We start from the raw sequence: 15,125 nt of genomic DNA, 5'->3' as shown, positions 1-15,125 counted from the left end.
GAATTTCCCATGACTCCGCCCATCGACCGCCGTCAGGCCCTCCGTACCTCCGCCGGGGCCCTCCTGGTGGCCGGCCTCGCCACCGTGGGAACGGCCACCACCGCGTCCGCCGCCCCCGTCCGGCGGAAGTACACGGGAATCCCGGAGATCCCGAACGTCCCGGGCATGAACGGGGACCCCCGATCCAACGAGTTCTGGTACGTGTTCGACCAGGAACTCTGGTACCACCGGACGCCCGAGGTCATCGCCGCCAACGAGAAGCTCGGCGAGGTGCTCGGCGAGGACCCCGAGGTCGCCATCATCCAGGCGTACCTCGCCCACCGCAGCGCGGGCACCTACCCCAGCGGCTTCCGCACGCTCGTCACCCCCCTCAAGGAAGCGCTGACCGTCCTCTCCGACGCCCAGTGGAGCGTCATCGACCGCTACTACCCGCACACCGACCTGGCCAGCCTCACCAAGGCGTTCGCCGACTTCGGGCAGGGCGTCCTCTACGACCCGCGGCTGTCCGAGGGCCAGCGCAGCCACACCATGAACGGCAACCCGCCGGTCGGCTTCCACGCCTGGCACTGCTACCTGCGCGCCATGCAGCTCCTCGGCATCGACTCCCGCCGCTGGGCCGTGATCGACCCGCTGATCGGGCTGTCCTGGGAGATCCAGTCGATCGTCAAGCCGAAGCCCGACGTCATCTACCCGCCGCTCGACGCCAAGGTGCTCCGCCGACTGACCGCGAAGTGGCTCAGCCGCAGCCCCGGCGAGTGCGACACCGCCTTCGAGACCTTCCCGTACCCGCAGGGCGTCAGCTGACCCACCCGACCGCGCTCCGAGAGGCAGAATCATGCGAACGGCACAGACGGAACCGACCGCACCACCTGAGGAGAGGACCGGAGTCTGGCTCATCGGCGCCCGCGGTTCGGTGGCGACGACCGCGGTCGTCGGAGCCGTGGCGATCCGGGCCGGACTGGCCCGGCAGACCGGCTGTGTCGCCGCCCTGCCCCCCTTCGCGGAGCTCGGCCTGCCCGACCTCGGCCGACTGGTCTTCGGCGGTCACGACATCGACGAGACCCCGCTGGTCAAGCGGGCCGAGCAGCTGGCGGACGCGGGAGTCCTGCCGTACGCGCTCCTCGGCCCGCTGGCGGCGGACCTCGCCGAGGCCGACGCCGAGATCCGGCCGGTCGGCGGTGGTGCTGCCGCCGGGCGGCAGGACCTGCTGATCGAGACGCTCGCGGCGGACATCGACTCCTTCCGGCGCCGCGCCGGACTCGACCGTGTCGTGGTCGTCAACGTCGCCACGACCGAACCCCTCGCGGAACCCGACCCGGCCTGCGCCTCGACGGAGGCACTGGACGCGGCGCTCGCGGCGGGGGAGTCACCCCTGCCCTACAGCGCGGTGTACGCCTACGCCGCACTGAAGTCCGGCTGCGCGTATGTCGACTTCACCCCCTCGGCGGGGGCGCGGCTGCCGGCACTCCACGAGTACGCCGTCGCTGCCGGGCTGCCGTATGCGGGCAGCGACGGCAAGACCGGGGAGACCCTCGTCAAGTCCGTCCTGATGCCGATGTTCGCGCGACGGGCCCTCGCCGTGCGCTCCTGGTCCGGCACCAATCTGCTCGGCGGCGGCGACGGAGCGGCACTCGCCGAACCCTCCCGCGCCCGCAGCAAGGTCGAGTCCAAGCGGCGCGTGCTCGACGAAGGGCTCGGCCACCCGGTCGAGGGCGGGGTGCACATCCACCACATCGCCGCGCTCGGCGACTGGAAGACGGCCTGGGACCACATCGTGTTCGACGGGTTCCTCGACGTGCGGATGACGATGCAGTTCACCTGGGAGGGCTGCGACTCGGCGCTCGCGGCGCCGCTCGTCCTCGACCTGGCCCGGTTCATGGCTCTGGCCCACCGCGCGGGAGAGAGCGGGCCCGTGCCCGCCCTCGGCTTCTTCTTCAAGGACCCGGTGGGCTCCACGGTCCACGGCCTGGAGGAACAGTTCACGGCCCTGGTGGACTGGGCACGGGCCGCCGCAGCGGTGCGGGTGTGAGCGGGTACGCGAGGCGGCGCCTGCCCTCCGCGGGAGCCGTCGCCCGGCTGGTACGGGCTCCCGCCGCGCTCACCGTCCCCGGCGATGTGCTGGCGGGGGCCGCGGCCGCGGGAGTGCGGCGCGGGCCCCGGACAGTGGGGCTTGCCGCCTCCTCCGTCTGCCTCTACTGGGCGGGTATGGCGCTCAACGACTACGCCGACCGCGGCCTCGACGCCGTGGAACGCCCCGAGCGCCCGATCCCTTCCGGAGAGGTCTCGCCCGGACAGGCCCTTGCCCTCGCCACCGGTCTCACCGCCGCCGGGATCGGACTCGCCGCGCTCGGCGGGGGACGCGCCGCACTGCCCACCGCCGTATCGCTCGCCGGGGTCGTCTGGGCATACGACCTCGCCCTGAAGTCCACCCCGGCCGGGCCCGCCGCGATGGCGACCGCCCGGGGGCTCGACGTGCTGCTCGGCGGCGCGGGCAGCGGACGGACCCGGGCCGCGCTCCCGGCGGCCCTCACAGTGGCCGCGCACACGTTCGCCGTCACCGTGCTCAGCCGGCGCGAAGTCAGCGGTGCGAGCAGGGCCGTTCCCGCCGCGACGCTCGCCGCGAGCGGGGCGGTCACGGCGGCGGCCGTGGCGTACGGCAACCGGGCCGCGCCGGCACACCGGGCGGTCAGCCGCACCCTGGCCGCCGCCTACCTCAGTACCTGCGGACTCGCCCAGTACAGCGCCGCCCGCACCCCGACCGCCGCGAGCGTACGCCGGGCCGTGGGCGCCGGGATCCACGCCATGATGCCGCTCCAGGCCGCGCTGACCGCGGCGGCCGGCTCCACGGCCGTGGCCCTGCCGGTGGCCGCGGCACTGCCGCTCGCCCGACGACTGGCCCGGAAGGTGTCGCCGACATGACGAGGACCGCGCTGCGCTTCGCGTACGGAACCAACGGCTTCGGCGACCACCGGATCGGCGACGCCCTGCGAGTCCTCGCGGACCTCGGCTACGACGGGGTCTCGTTGACCCTCGACCACCACCACCTCGACCCGTACGCACCGGACGTCGCCGCGCGGACCGCCCGGGTCAGGAAGGTGCTCGACGGTACCGGTCTCGACGTGGTCGTCGAGACCGGCGCCCGGTACCTGCTCGACCCGATGCGCAAGCACCAGCCGACCCTGGTCTCCACCGAGGGCCGCGCCCACCGCGTCGATCTGCTGCGCAGGGCGACCGAGATCGCGGCCGGTCTCGGCGCCACCACCGTCCACCTGTGGAGCGGCGCCGCCCCCGATGACGTCCCGGCCGTACCGGCCGACGAGGCGTGGAAGCGGCTCGCCCAAGGGTGCGCCACCGTGCTGGAGCACGCCGGACGCGCGGGAGTCGACCTGGCTTTCGAACCCGAACCGGGCATGCTGGTCGCCACGTTGCAGGACTACCACCGGCTGGTGGACCTGCTGGGCGGGCACGACCGGTTCCGGCTCACCCTCGACATCGGGCACTGCCGCTGCCTGGAACCGCACCCCGTCGTGGAGTGCGTGCACCGTTCGGCCGACCGGCTCGCCCATGTCCAGATCGAGGACATGCGGCGCGCGGTGCACGAGCACCTTCCCTTCGGGGACGGCGAGATCGACTTCCCGCCGGTTCTGGCCGCACTCGCCGATGCGGGCTACCGCGGCCTGGTGTCGGTGGAACTGCCCCGGCACAGCCACGCAGCGACCCTTCAGGCGCGCCGCAGCATCGCGTTCCTGCGGGAGGCGGCGGCCGCCGCGAGGACCGTACGCCCGCCGGAGCTCGTGTCCACCCCCACCCCCGAACCCCGACTCATGAAGGGCGCGGTACGCCCATGACGCTCTCGGACACCACCACACCCACCGGAGCCGTCCATGACCGGCGCACCGTCCGGGCTCTGCTCGGTGCGCTGGACGCCGCCCTCGACCCGGACCGCCGGGAGCGGCTCGCGCGGGACACCGCGGCCGTCGCCGCCGACCCGGCCGCGCTGGACACCCGGTTCCCCTCGGCCGGCCGCGTCTACGGGCGGCTCCCGCTGCCGGACCGGGCGCTGCCCGACCGCGCGGGCTGGGCCGTCGAGGACGCCGTGCGTGCCGCACTGCTGCTCGCCGTCGCCCCCGACCGCACCGCCACCGAGACCGCCGCCCGGTATGCGCAGGGCGATGCCGCCGAGAGGCGCGGGGTATTGCTGTCCCTGCCCTATCTGCCGCTCGGCGGCGCCGCGGCCTCCCTCACCGACGACGCCCTGCGCAGCAACGACACCCGGCTGATCATCGCCGCACTCGGCCCGTACGCCCGCGCACATCTCGATCAGCACCGCTGGCGCCACGCCGTACTCAAGTGCCTGTTCACCGAGATACCGCTGTCCGTCGTCGCCGGGCTCCACGAGCGCAAGGACGTCGAACTCGCCCGGATGGCGCAGGCGTTCGCCGACGAGCGCCGCGCCGCGGGCCGCCCCGTGCCGGCCGATCTCGTCCTTCTCGTCCCGGACCGCGGCCGCGACCGATAGCCACCACCTACTCGCAGGAGCCCGCACATGCGGATTTTCGACCCGCACATCCATATGACCTCACGGACCACCGACGACTACCGGGCGATGTACGACGCGGGTGTCCGCGTCTTGGTCGAACCCGCGTTCTGGCTCGGCCAGCCCCGTACCTCGCCGGCGAGCTTTAGCGACTACTTCGACGGACTCCTCGGCTGGGAGCCCTACCGCGCCGCCCAGTACGGGATCAGGCACCACTGCACCATAGGCCTCAACCCGAAGGAGGCCAACGACCCCCGCTGCACCCCCGTGCTCGACCTGCTGCCGCGCTTCCTCGCCAAGGACGGCGTCGTCGCCGTCGGTGAGATCGGCTTCGACACCGTCACCCCCGCCGAGGAGCACGCCTTCGCCGCGCAGCTCGCCCTCGCCGTCGAGCACCGGCTGCCCGCACTCGTGCACACCCCGCACCGCGACAAGGCGGGCGGCACCGCCCGGTCGCTGGCCGTCGTGGCGGAATCCGGCATCGACCCGGGCTTCGTCGTGCTGGACCACCTCAACGAACTGACCGTCGGTCACGTTGTCGAAACCGGGTGCTGGATGGGCTTCTCCATCTACCCCGACACCAAGATGACCCCCTCCCGCATGGTCGAGATCCTCCAGCGGTACGGCACCGAACGGATGCTGGTGAACTCCGCGGCGGACTGGGGACACAGCGATCCGCTGCTCACGCGCGCCACCGGCGAGGCGATGCTCGCCGCCGGTTTCGACGAGGCGGACGTGGACCGTGTCCTGTGGCAGAACCCGACCGTCTTCTACGCACAGAGCGGCCGGCTCGACGTCGACGCCGGTGGGTCCGCGGAGAGCGGCGGTACCCCGGCGAACCCGACGTCCCCGGCGGCGGGCCTGTACGCGGGCAACTCCGTTGCCCGGGGCGGCAGCTGAGGACACCGGGACCATGAGACTGTGCCATCGCGACGGGACCGACGTCCATCTCGCCTACTGCACCAATGTGCACCCGGCGGAGGATCTGGCGGGTATCACCGCACAGTTCGACCTGTACGCCCTTCCGGTACGGGAACGCCTCGGCGCCGCCACCCTCGGACTGGGCCTCTGGCTGTCCGACACCACCGCCGCCGCACTTGACACCGACCCGGCCGCCCTCGCCCGCCTCGGCGCCGACCTGGTTGCCCGCGGCCTGGAGACGGTCACCTTCAACGGTTTCCCGTACCGCGGCTTCCACGATCCGGTCGTCAAGCATGCCGTGTACACCCCCGACTGGTCCGACCCGCGCAGACTCGACCACACCCTGCGCCTGGCCCGTATCCTCGCCGCCCTGCTCCCCGACACCGCCACCCACGGCAGCGTCTCCACGCTCCCCTTCGCCTGGCGCACCCCCTGGCCGACGGAACGCCATGACGCCGCCCTGCGCCAACTCGACCTGCTGGCCGCAGGGCTGAAGCAGATCGAGGCCGACACCGGCCGCGTCATCCGGGTCGCCGTCGAACCCGAACCCGGCTGTGTGACCGAGACCGTGCGGCACACGGCCGCCGTCCTCGCCGCCACGGATCCCGAGCGGATCGGGGTGTGCCTCGACGCCTGCCACCTCGCCGTGGCCCACGAGGACCCCGACGAAGCCCTCCGCGCCCTGGCCGTCCACGAGGTCCCGGTGGTCAAGCTCCAGGCGTCCGCCGCCCTGTGCGCCGACCGGCCTCACGACCCCGCAGTCCGGTCCGCCCTGGCCGAGTTCGTCGAACCCCGCTTCCTGCACCAGACCAGGGAGCAGGCGCCCGACGGCTCCGTGCTGGGTCGCGACGACCTCGACGAGGCTCTCGCCGAGGACGGCGGACTGCCCGGCCACCGGCCCTGGCGGGTCCACTACCACGTCCCCCTGCACACCGAGCCGGCGCCGCCGCTCAGCAGCACCCGGCCCGAGCTCCGCACCACCCTCCGCACGCTGTTCGCGGGGGAGCGGGCGCTCACCGGCCATGTCGAGGTGGAGACCTACACCTGGACCGTGCTGCCGGAAGGCCGGCGCCCCGCCGGACCCGATGGCCTGGTCGACGGGATCGCCGCCGAACTGGCATGGACAAAAGCCGAGTTGAACGCACTCGGCCTCACGAGTGCTGAGGAGCACCACTCATGACCGACCGACGCAGAAAGGTCGCCGTGCTGTGCACGGTCGGCCTCACCCCGCGGCTGCTGCCGCACATGCCCCATCTCCGGGCCATCGGCGAACAGGGCTTCGCCGCCGCGCTGGACACGGTCTTCCCGGCCGTCACCGCAACCGTCCAGGCATCCCTGACCACCGGCAGCCTGCCCAACGACCACGGCGCGGTGGCCAACGGCTGGTACCACCGTGACCAGGGCGAGGTGCTCATGTGGCGTCAGCACAACGCCCTCGTCCACGGCGAAAAGGTGTGGCACGCCGCCCGGGAGAGGAACCCGGACCACACCACCGCGTACCTCTGCTGGTGGTGGGCGATGGGCGCCGAGGTCGACACCGTCCTCACCCCGCGCCCCGTCTACCACTACGACGGCCGCAAGCAGCCCGACTGCTACACCGTCCCGGCGGGCCTGCGCGACGAACTAGCCGCACTGCAGGGTGACTTCCCCCTCTTCAACTACTGGGGCCCGACTGCCGGCATCGCCTCGACCAGCTGGATCGCGCAGGCGTCCCGCTACGTCCTGGACCGCCGCAGCCCCGACTTGACCTTCATCTATGTCCCGCACCTCGACTACGACCTCCAGCGCTACGGCCCCGACAGCCCGCAGGCCGTCCGTGCGGCCCGCGAGGCGGACGCCGCGCTCGCACCGCTCCTGGACGACCTGCGGGACCGCGGCACCACCGTGATCGCGCTGAGCGAGTACGGGATCGCCCCGGTGCGCCGACCCGTCGACATCAACCGGGTGCTGCGCCGCGAAGGGCTGCTCTCCGTCTATGTGCAGCGCGGCATGGAGTATCTCGACCCACACACCTCCCGGGCCTTCGCCGTCGCCGACCACCAGGTCGCCCATGTGTATGTCGCCGACCCCTCCGACCTGCCGCGGGTACGGGACACGCTCAAGGCCACCGCGGGTGTCGACACGGTCCTCGACCGCATCCAGCAGGCCGACTTCGGCATCGACCACCCGAACGCGGGCGAGCTCGTGACGGTCGCGGAACCGGACGCCTGGTTCACGTACTACTACTGGCTGGACGACGACCGCGCCCCCGACTTCGCCCGGGGCGTCGAGATCCACCGCAAGCCCGGCTACGACCCGGCCGAGCTGTTCTTCGACCCGGCCGATCCGATGATCAAGGCCAAGGCGGCGCTGACGCTGCTGCGCAAGAAGGCCGGCATGCGGGCCCCGATGACCGTCGTGCCGATCGATCCGCACTGTGTACGGGGGAGCCACGGCCGGCTTCCCGACGACGACCGGGATGCCCCGATGCTGCTGTGCTCGGAGCCCGCAGTGGCTCAACAGCGCTACCACGCCACCGAGGTCAAGCGGCTGATCCTGCGCCTGCACGGCTGGTCCTGACGCGTCACCGACGCCCCTGCTGCCACAGGGGCGTCGGCGAAGTGTCCGCACCGCACACGCGTATGCGCGGCAGACGGCGGTTCGACGAAAAGTCCTAGGAGGCGGCGGGCTCCGATGCGGGCTGCTCCTGGGCGAACAGCCGGACCAGCGACAGGAAGCGGTAGTGCAGTCGCTCGTCGGTGCAGACCCCGCTGACCTCGATCAGCCGGGCGTCGGCCAGCGCCTCGAGAACCCATTCGGCCCGCTCCTCGCACACCCCCAGCACCTCGGCGGCCTCCCGCGCGCTGAGCCCGGCCGCACAGCCTCGTGCCAACTCCCGGAAAGCCCGGCGTGATTCGACGTCGAGCGCGGCGTGCCCGAGCCGCAGGGAGGCCCGCAGATCGTGGCCGCCGAGCCGCAGCTCGCTCAGCCGGTGCTCTTCGGGTGCGAGTCTGGCCACCAGCCGGGAGAGCCGCCAATGGGGGTTGGCCGTCAGCCGGGTCGCGGCGATGCGCAGCGCGAGCGGAAGCCGGTCGCAGAGCTCGACCAGCCGGGCCGCCGCCTCCGGCTCCGCCGCCACCCGGACGGCGCCGACGAGCCGGGCGAGCAACCCGGTCGCCTCGTCCGGGTCCGGCAGCCCGAGGTGGACCAGGCGGATGCCCTCCAGGCCGCTCAGCGGACTGCGCCCGGTGATGATGGTCCGGCACAGCTGCCCGCCCGGCAGCAGGGGTCGGGTCTGCCGGTCGTCCTCCGTGTTGTCGAGGACGACGAGCACACGGCGCCCCGCCAGCCGGCTCCGGTACAGCTGGCTGCGCTCGTCCAGCGAGACCGGCAGATCTCCCTCGGGAGTGCCGAGCGCGTGCAGGAACCAGCCCAGCACCTCATGCGGGTCCTTGGCCCGCCCCCGGGCGTCGCGCAGGTCGACGTAGAGCTGTCCGTCGGGGAAGTGCTCACGGCTCAGCTGGGCGGCATGCACGGCGAGCGCCGACTTCCCGATGCCCGACATGCCGGTGATCACGGCCCGGTGCGGGTGCGCCGCGTGCGGGCGGAGCAGGGCGGTCACTTCGGCGAGCTGTTTCTCGCGGCCGTGGAAGTCGGTGGTGTCCGACGGCAGCATCGCGGGCACGAGTCCGTTCCAGCTGTGGGAGGACGACGACAGGACGGCGGCTCCCGCGGCGGGCCCGCCCAGGTCCCCGGTGAGGATCGCGTCATGCACCGTACGCAGCGCCTGCCCGGGGTCGATCCCGAGTTCCTCGCGCAGCGTGTGCCGTCCGGCGCGGTAGACGGCGAGCGCCTCCGCCTGCCGTTCGCTGCGGTAGAGGGCGGTCATCAGCTGGGCGCGCAGCCGTTCCCGCAGCGGATGGCGGGCCACCAGCGGCGTCAGCTCCGCGATCAGCGCGGCGTGCGAGCCCATGGCGAGGTCGGCCTCGATGCGGCTCTCCAGGGCGGCCATGTAGGCCTCCTCCAGCCGGGGCAGCTCGATCTCGCCGAGGAAGTCGGTGGTGTTGGAGAGGGCCGGCGCGCTCCACAGACTCAGCGCGTCCCGCAGATCCCGGGCGGCCTGCTCGAACCGTCCGCCGCTCAGCGCCCGGGTCCCGATGCCGGCCAGCCGCTCGAACTCCGCCCAGTCGAAACCGGCGGGGCCGATGTCCAGCCAGTAGCCGGGACCGCGTCGTTCCAGCCGGATCCCGGGACCGAGCCGCTTGCGCAGCCGGGAGATGTACGTGTAGATCTGCGCGCTCATGGTCGCGGGTGGCTCCCAGCCCCACAGGAGGGTGCTGAGCCGGTCGTCGGTGACCATATGCCCGCGAGCCAACAACAGGGCGGCGAGGGTGGTGCGTTGTTTGGTGCCGTCGAGCGGGATGTCGGCACCGTCGACGGACGCCTCCACCGGGCCGAGGATGCTGAACTTCATGTGTTTCCCCCGTTCCGAGCCGCGCGCGGAAACGCGACGGCTGTTGTGGGGGACGCTAGAAGGGGGTGGTGTTCACGGATTATCGTTTCGATTTCGCGGCCTGTGGCGGCGAGTGGAACGACCCTTCTCGGCCAACGGCGGTGCCCGCTCCCGACCCGCCCGCACCCTTCGATCCGGGCCGCCGTCGCCGCGGACTCCCGGGCGGGCGTGGCGGATGCTCGCCGAGGACGGGCACACCGGCGGTCTGCCGGCCCGAGGATCCGTCACGCCGTCCCGATGGGCAGCGGGAACCGGACGTGCCCGATCGAAGTGGCGCCCGCACGGGCCGGCTCCGGGGCGGTCACCGCTTCAGGGCGGTCTCCAGCCACTCCAGGACCTCGGGCGTCACCGGGTCGGTGATGTCCGCGAACTCGTCGTGCTTCTTGAGGAACTTGGCCACGTAGGGGCAGACCGGCACGATGCGCTTTCCGGAGGCGCGTACGTCGGTCAGGGCCTGCTCCACGAGGATGGAGGCCAGGCCCTGACCTGCGAAGGCGTCGTCGATCTCGGTGTGAAAGAAGACGCGCTGTCCGTCGCGGTCGCGGTAGGCGGTGAGGCCCGCGCGTTTGCCGTCGACCAGAACCTCGTAGCGGTGCCTGGCGTCGACTCTCTGAACGGTCGGCTCGGATGCATGCTGGGTCATGACGGGCCTTTCGGTGTCGTACGTCACTCAGTGTGCAGGATTCTTGCGTGGTGCGATCCGGGCGTTCGGAAGGCCCGGCGCGGCAAGGCGGCCGCCGTCGTAACCGTCGACACTTCCGAAGCGATCGGAGGCGTTCTCCCACGCTGCCCGCGCTTCGACGATGTCCTCGTGGCTGCGACCGATGAAGTTCCACCACATGACGATCTGTTCCTGGAACGGTGTGCCGCCCAACAGCACCACGCGGGCCCGGCAATCCGTCTCGTTCGTCAGAGTCAGGGAGTCGCCTCCGGTGCCGATGTATCCCAACTCGGCCGGGTGCAGAAGTGTTCCGTCGACGCGGACGTCCCCTTCGTCGACGAGCAGCCCGTGCTCGAAGCCGGGATCCACGCGGAGGCCGGTCGTCGAGCGCGGGTCGAGAACGAGTTCGGCGCCGAGCAAGGGCGTGAAGGTCGGCACCGGAGAGGTGTCACCCGCCAGCGACCCCAGGAACACCCTGATGTCGGCTCCGTCCACCCGGACCCGTCGCGGGACGTAGTGCTGGAAGTCACGTCCGGTGTGCCGGTGTTCTTCGGGCAGGGCCACCCACAACTGGACGCCGTGCAGCGCGGTGGTGCGGGTGGTGGAGACCTCCGAGTGGCTGATGCCGTACCCGCTGGTCATGAGGTTGAGCTCTCCGGGCCGGACGAGCGCGTGGCTGCCGAGGCTGTCGCGGTGCTCGATCTCTCCGCTGAACAGCCAGCTCACGGTCTGCAGACCGGTGTGTGGATGAGGAGCCACGTCCATGCCACCCGTGTCGGCGACGTCGTCGGGGCCGTAGTGGTCGACGAAGCACCAGGCCCCGATCAGCGTCCGCGCCCGCTGCGGCAGCGTGCGCCGTACCGTCATCGCGCGCGGCCCGCCCAACGGGACGTCCCGCGCGGACAGCACATCGACGTGCTGCACGGCAGGCTCACCGTGGCCTGTCGCCCCCCGGCGCCGTTCGACCGGATCCACTTCGACATCACTCACCGTACGCCCCTCTCATCCGAGAATGATTTCACATTCAACTATTATGCCTGATACTAAGTCCATGTCCCCGCACACGCACGGCAGAGGAGCGAGGGCCGGAAGCGGCCTCGGAGGAGTCCACATTGAGTGACACGACAGCAGACCTGGCAAGCCGACGGGTCTACATCGACAAGCAGAGCCCCAAGGCCTATCGCGCACTCGTCGGGACGGCCGACGCGGTCCGCGCGGCCGCCGCCGAGGCGGGAATCGACCGCAGCCTGGTGGAGCTGATCAATCTCCGCGTGTCGCAGATCAACGGCTGCGCGTACTGCCTCAGCGTGCACACCGGGGCCGCGCTGCGCGCCGGCGAGACGACGCAGCGCTTGGGCGTGCTGGCAGCCTGGCGCGACGCCGAACTGTTCACGGTCCGGGAACGCGCGGCACTCGCCCTTGCGGAGGCGACCACCGAACCCGCGAACGCCGTCGAGCAGGAGAGGGCCTACGCCGCGGCCCGCCAGGTCTTCACCGAGGAGGAGATCTCCGCGGTGATCTGGGTGGCCATCACCATCAACGCCTTCAACCGGGTCTCCATCCTGAGCAAGCATCCCGTGCGGGGAATCCCCTCTCAGTGATCCGGCAGGTGCGCCGGACCGAGGACATCGCGCAGTTGGGTGCGGCCCGTGATGCCGAGCTTGGGAAAGATCTTGTGCAGATGAAAGCCGATGGTACGCGGAGACAGATAGAGCCGGGCGCCGATGTCCCGGTTGGTCAGGCCCTCCGCGGCCAGTTGGGCGATCTGGAGCTCCTGCGGCGTCAGGTCGGCCACCGCTTCGGGCGCCGCGGAATCCGCCACGGCCACGCCCGTCGCGCGGAGTTCGGCCGTGGTGCGCTCGATCCAGGGGCGTGCGTCGAGCCGTTCGAAGATCCCGAGGGCGGTGCCGAGAACGGGGCGTGCCTCCGCTGCCCGTCGGCGCCGCCGCAGCCACTCGCCGAAGTCCAGCTGCGCGAGGGCGTGCTCGAAAGGCCATCGGAGGCAGGCCGGGTCGGCGAGCGCCGCACGGAAATGGGGCTCCGCGTCCTCCGAATCGCTCAGCAGGGCCGAGGCACGATGCACGATCGCGTCCAGGCGGGCGGAGCGGGACGCCCCCAGGGTCTTCTCTGCGGCCCGGAGCACGGAGCGGGCGTCGTCCGCCTGGCCGGCGCGGACGGCTGCGGCGGCAAGATCGGCGAGGTGGTACAGGGAAGCGTGGTAGTGCACGGGTGCGGGGTGGAAGTCCTGGGTGAACACGCGCCGGAAGTGCTCGTACGCCGCCTTGTGGTCGCCCTCCGCAAGGGCTGCCATGCCGAGCGCGTGGCAGTGACGCACATACAGGCTGCGGGAATCGAGCAGGTCGATGCCGCGGACGGCATCGCCGGCCTGAGCACGCGCGGCCTCGTGGTCCCCGCGGGCGGCGTGCAGCGTGGCCCGCAGGATCGATGATCCCGTGGTGACGTTGTCCGCGCCTGCCTCTGTCGCCATCCAGAAGGCGTCGTCGGCGGCGGATCGGGCCGCGGTCCAGGCTCCGCTCTCGAACAGTGCGAGGGCGAGGGCCTGCGCGACGGTGCAGTTGGTGCCGGCCGTCGCAGCCCGTCGCAGATGGTCCAGGGCCTGGCCGAGCAGGCGTACGGCCTGGTCGGTCTCGTCCAGGATCCAGGCTGTGGCGCCGAGCATGATGAAGTCGGACAGGGAACCGTCCTGCAGTGTGGTCACTGCATGGGTCAGGCTTTTCAGAGCCTCCTCCCGGTCCGTGAACGGGTGGCTGACCACCTGTGGCCAGAGGCTGTCGACCCTGTTCGACGGCGGCGTGATGAGGCCGCCGATCCGCTGGATTTCGGTCCGGTAGAACGGGGCGCCGGAGTTGTACGCCGGGGTCGATGCCGTTTCCAGCGCGTCCAGAGCCAGGGCAGGCGCCTGTGCGGCCATGGACTCGGCCACGGGCAGCAGAAAGGCCAGGGAGTCGTCGTGCCGGAGCGTCACGGCCAGGGACCACCCGCCGCGCAGGGACGCCTCGCCGAGGAGCTGGGCGTCGTCCGTCAGGGTGTCCACTCGGGCCGCGATCTCACCGACCCACTGCGGATACCCGGCGTACATGGCCGACGCGGCAGCGGCGAGCAGGCGCCTGGCACGCTGATCCGGCTCCGACGTGAGTTCCGCGGCGCGTTCCAGCGCTGTGGCCGCGGCCGCGTATCCGCCGCGACGACGGGAGCGTTCCGCGCTCTCCGCGAGAGCGCCGGCGACCTGTTCGTCCGGGCCGAGCGCGGCTGCGGCGAGATGCCAGGCACGGCGATCGGGTTCCTGTGCGAGCGCGGCGGCGAGCGCCAGGTGGGCCTCGCGGCGCCCGGCGAACGAAGCGGCCTGGTAGATCGCGGAGCGAACCAGCGGATGACGCAGACGCACGTGACCGCCCTCGACGCGCACCAGCCCCGCCTGCTCGGCGGGCCTCCACACCTCCGGCCCGTCCAGGCCGGGCACGGCGTGGAGAACGTCCGAGAGCTGGGTGCTGCCGGCTGCCGCCGCCAGGAGCAGGACCCGGCGTGTGTCGTCCGGCAGGGTGGGCAGGCCGGCGGCGAACAGGTGCTCCAGTTGGGCGGTGAGGGGGAGCGAGTCGATCGAGCCGACTCCGCGGCTGCCCAGGTCCTCGGCGAAGGCTCGCGTGAGCTCGATGAGGGCCAGTGGGTTCCCGGCCGCCTGCCGGAGAATCCGGGACCGGACGCGATCCCGCGGTGGATGCGGCTGCGCGTCCAGGAGGAGCCCCGCGGCGGCTCGGTCCAGGGGGCCTGCGGCCAGATGCGGGAAGTCGCGGTCGAAGCGCGCCGGCACCGCTTCATCCCGTGCGGCGAGCAGCAGGGTGATGCGTTCGCCTTCGAGGCGCCGGGCGATGAACGCGAGTACGTCCAGCGAGCCGACGTCCAGCCACTGTGCGTCGTCGACGGCGATCAGCAACGGTCGTTCCGTCGCCGCGTCCGAGAGCAGCGTCAGCACGCCGACCCTGATCAACAGCGGGTCCGGCACCTGTGAGTCGTCGGTGTCGTCCGTACCGAATGCGCGGAGCAGGGCATCGCGCTGCCGCGGGGGAAGCCGGTCGACGCCGGGGAGTACCGGGCGCAGCAGTTGGTGCACCCCCGCGAAACCGAGGTCCTTCTCGCCTTCGCTGCCGCGTACCCGGAGCACGCGCCGGCCGCCGGCCACGGCGTGCGAGGCCGCCCATTCCACCAGGGCGCTCTTGCCCGCTCCCGGCTCGCCGGTCAGTACGAGCACCTTCGGGCCGTGGTCGTCCTCGGCGTCGATCAGTTGCGCGATCCGCGCCAGTTCACGATCCCTGCCCAGGACCTCCCGCGTGCGTGCCGGGTCGGTGCCGAAGTCCATGCTTTTCCTTGCCGTCCAATCATCCGCCTGCCGAACCGGTGCGGAAGCGAAATGCCTGCTCATCGCTCTGAAGACATCCTGCCAGGACCGATTTCGGCATGACTGGTCACATGACAGAAGCGTCCCTGCCTGCGCCCTG

General features: G+C 71.9%; 13 protein-coding genes. 9 read left to right on the top strand and 4 right to left on the bottom strand.

The features are described from left to right. Positions 1-9 precede the first annotated feature (9 nt). Genes OG395_RS17950 through OG395_RS17915 form a run of 8 tightly spaced genes read left to right on the top strand, consistent with a single transcriptional unit; the run spans position 10 to position 8,017 of the window. Positions 10-804 carry a hypothetical protein gene (locus tag OG395_RS17950; protein ID WP_327243870.1) on the top strand — a complete coding sequence of 265 codons (795 nt, stop codon included), beginning with the start codon at positions 10-12 and terminating at the stop codon, positions 802-804. Between the two features lie 31 nt (positions 805-835). Next, a complete protein-coding gene (locus tag OG395_RS17945) occupies positions 836-2,029 on the top strand; it encodes an inositol-3-phosphate synthase (RefSeq protein ID WP_327243869.1) in 1,194 nt (397 codons plus the stop codon). Then, entirely contained in the window at positions 2,026-2,919 is an 894-nt protein-coding gene (locus OG395_RS17940; protein ID WP_327243868.1) for an SCO3242 family prenyltransferase, read from the top strand. The genes OG395_RS17945 and OG395_RS17940 overlap by 4 nt, the downstream gene beginning before the upstream one ends. Beyond that, positions 2,916-3,848, top strand: coding sequence for a sugar phosphate isomerase/epimerase family protein (locus tag OG395_RS17935; protein ID WP_327243867.1), 933 nt, complete (start codon positions 2,916-2,918; stop codon positions 3,846-3,848). Before OG395_RS17940 ends, OG395_RS17935 begins: the two co-directional genes overlap by 4 nt. After that, positions 3,845-4,519, top strand: a complete 675-nt coding sequence (locus OG395_RS17930) for an EboA domain-containing protein (RefSeq protein ID WP_327243866.1) — start codon at positions 3,845-3,847, stop codon at positions 4,517-4,519. The genes OG395_RS17935 and OG395_RS17930 overlap by 4 nt, the downstream gene beginning before the upstream one ends. Positions 4,520-4,546: 27 nt before the next feature. Then, on the top strand, positions 4,547-5,437 hold the full coding sequence (locus OG395_RS17925) for a TatD family hydrolase (protein ID WP_327243865.1): 891 nt from the start codon (positions 4,547-4,549) through the stop codon (positions 5,435-5,437). Positions 5,438-5,450: 13 nt separating this feature from the next. Beyond that, complete coding sequence (gene eboE, locus OG395_RS17920) at positions 5,451-6,638, top strand: metabolite traffic protein EboE (protein WP_327243864.1); 1,188 nt, start codon at positions 5,451-5,453, stop codon at positions 6,636-6,638. Further along, positions 6,635-8,017, top strand: coding sequence for an alkaline phosphatase family protein (locus OG395_RS17915; protein WP_327243863.1), 1,383 nt, complete (start codon positions 6,635-6,637; stop codon positions 8,015-8,017). Before eboE ends, OG395_RS17915 begins: the two co-directional genes overlap by 4 nt. A 94-nt stretch (positions 8,018-8,111) precedes the next feature. Here OG395_RS17915 and OG395_RS17910 read toward each other — a convergent pair whose 3' ends face one another. From OG395_RS17910 to OG395_RS17900, 3 genes are all read right to left on the bottom strand, one after another. Further along, complete coding sequence (locus tag OG395_RS17910; RefSeq protein ID WP_327243862.1) at positions 8,112-9,911, bottom strand: AfsR/SARP family transcriptional regulator; 1,800 nt, start codon at positions 9,909-9,911, stop codon at positions 8,112-8,114. A gap of 340 nt (positions 9,912-10,251) precedes the next feature. Continuing rightward, a complete protein-coding gene (locus OG395_RS17905) occupies positions 10,252-10,593 on the bottom strand; it encodes a GNAT family N-acetyltransferase (RefSeq protein ID WP_327243861.1) in 342 nt (113 codons plus the stop codon). A gap of 27 nt (positions 10,594-10,620) precedes the next feature. Further along, complete coding sequence (locus OG395_RS17900) at positions 10,621-11,601, bottom strand: pirin family protein (protein WP_327243860.1); 981 nt, start codon at positions 11,599-11,601, stop codon at positions 10,621-10,623. A gap of 122 nt (positions 11,602-11,723) precedes the next feature. Between OG395_RS17900 and OG395_RS17895 the strand changes: the two genes are divergently transcribed. After that, positions 11,724-12,212, top strand: coding sequence for a carboxymuconolactone decarboxylase family protein (locus OG395_RS17895; protein ID WP_327243859.1), 489 nt, complete (start codon positions 11,724-11,726; stop codon positions 12,210-12,212). Here OG395_RS17895 and OG395_RS17890 read toward each other — a convergent pair. Beyond that, positions 12,206-14,986 (bottom strand): helix-turn-helix transcriptional regulator, encoded by a 2,781-nt coding sequence (locus tag OG395_RS17890; protein WP_327243858.1) that lies wholly within the window; start codon positions 14,984-14,986, stop codon positions 12,206-12,208. The genes OG395_RS17895 and OG395_RS17890 overlap by 7 nt on opposite strands. Positions 14,987-15,125 lie beyond the last annotated feature (139 nt).

It is taken from the genome of Streptomyces sp. NBC_01320 (assembly GCF_035974375.1).
Classification (GTDB): Bacteria; Actinomycetota; Actinomycetes; order Streptomycetales; family Streptomycetaceae; genus Streptomyces; species Streptomyces yanii.
The sequence above is the reverse complement of the archived record's forward strand: the minus strand, read 5'-3'. Positions and strand labels throughout refer to the sequence as shown.

Coding starts and splice junctions, on each gene's coding strand:
- OG395_RS17935 (WP_327243867.1), top strand. CDS start 2,916: ATGACGAGGACCGCGCTGCGCTTCGCGTACGGAACCAACGGCTTCGGC.
- eboE (WP_327243864.1), top strand. CDS start 5,451: ATGAGACTGTGCCATCGCGACGGGACCGACGTCCATCTCGCCTACTGC.
- OG395_RS17950 (WP_327243870.1), top strand. CDS start 10: ATGACTCCGCCCATCGACCGCCGTCAGGCCCTCCGTACCTCCGCCGGG.
- OG395_RS17890 (WP_327243858.1), bottom strand. CDS start 14,986: ATGGACTTCGGCACCGACCCGGCACGCACGCGGGAGGTCCTGGGCAGG.
- OG395_RS17915 (WP_327243863.1), top strand. CDS start 6,635: ATGACCGACCGACGCAGAAAGGTCGCCGTGCTGTGCACGGTCGGCCTC.
- OG395_RS17945 (WP_327243869.1), top strand. CDS start 836: ATGCGAACGGCACAGACGGAACCGACCGCACCACCTGAGGAGAGGACC.
- OG395_RS17930 (WP_327243866.1), top strand. CDS start 3,845: ATGACGCTCTCGGACACCACCACACCCACCGGAGCCGTCCATGACCGG.
- OG395_RS17905 (WP_327243861.1), bottom strand. CDS start 10,593: ATGACCCAGCATGCATCCGAGCCGACCGTTCAGAGAGTCGACGCCAGG.
- OG395_RS17925 (WP_327243865.1), top strand. CDS start 4,547: ATGCGGATTTTCGACCCGCACATCCATATGACCTCACGGACCACCGAC.
- OG395_RS17910 (WP_327243862.1), bottom strand. CDS start 9,911: ATGAAGTTCAGCATCCTCGGCCCGGTGGAGGCGTCCGTCGACGGTGCC.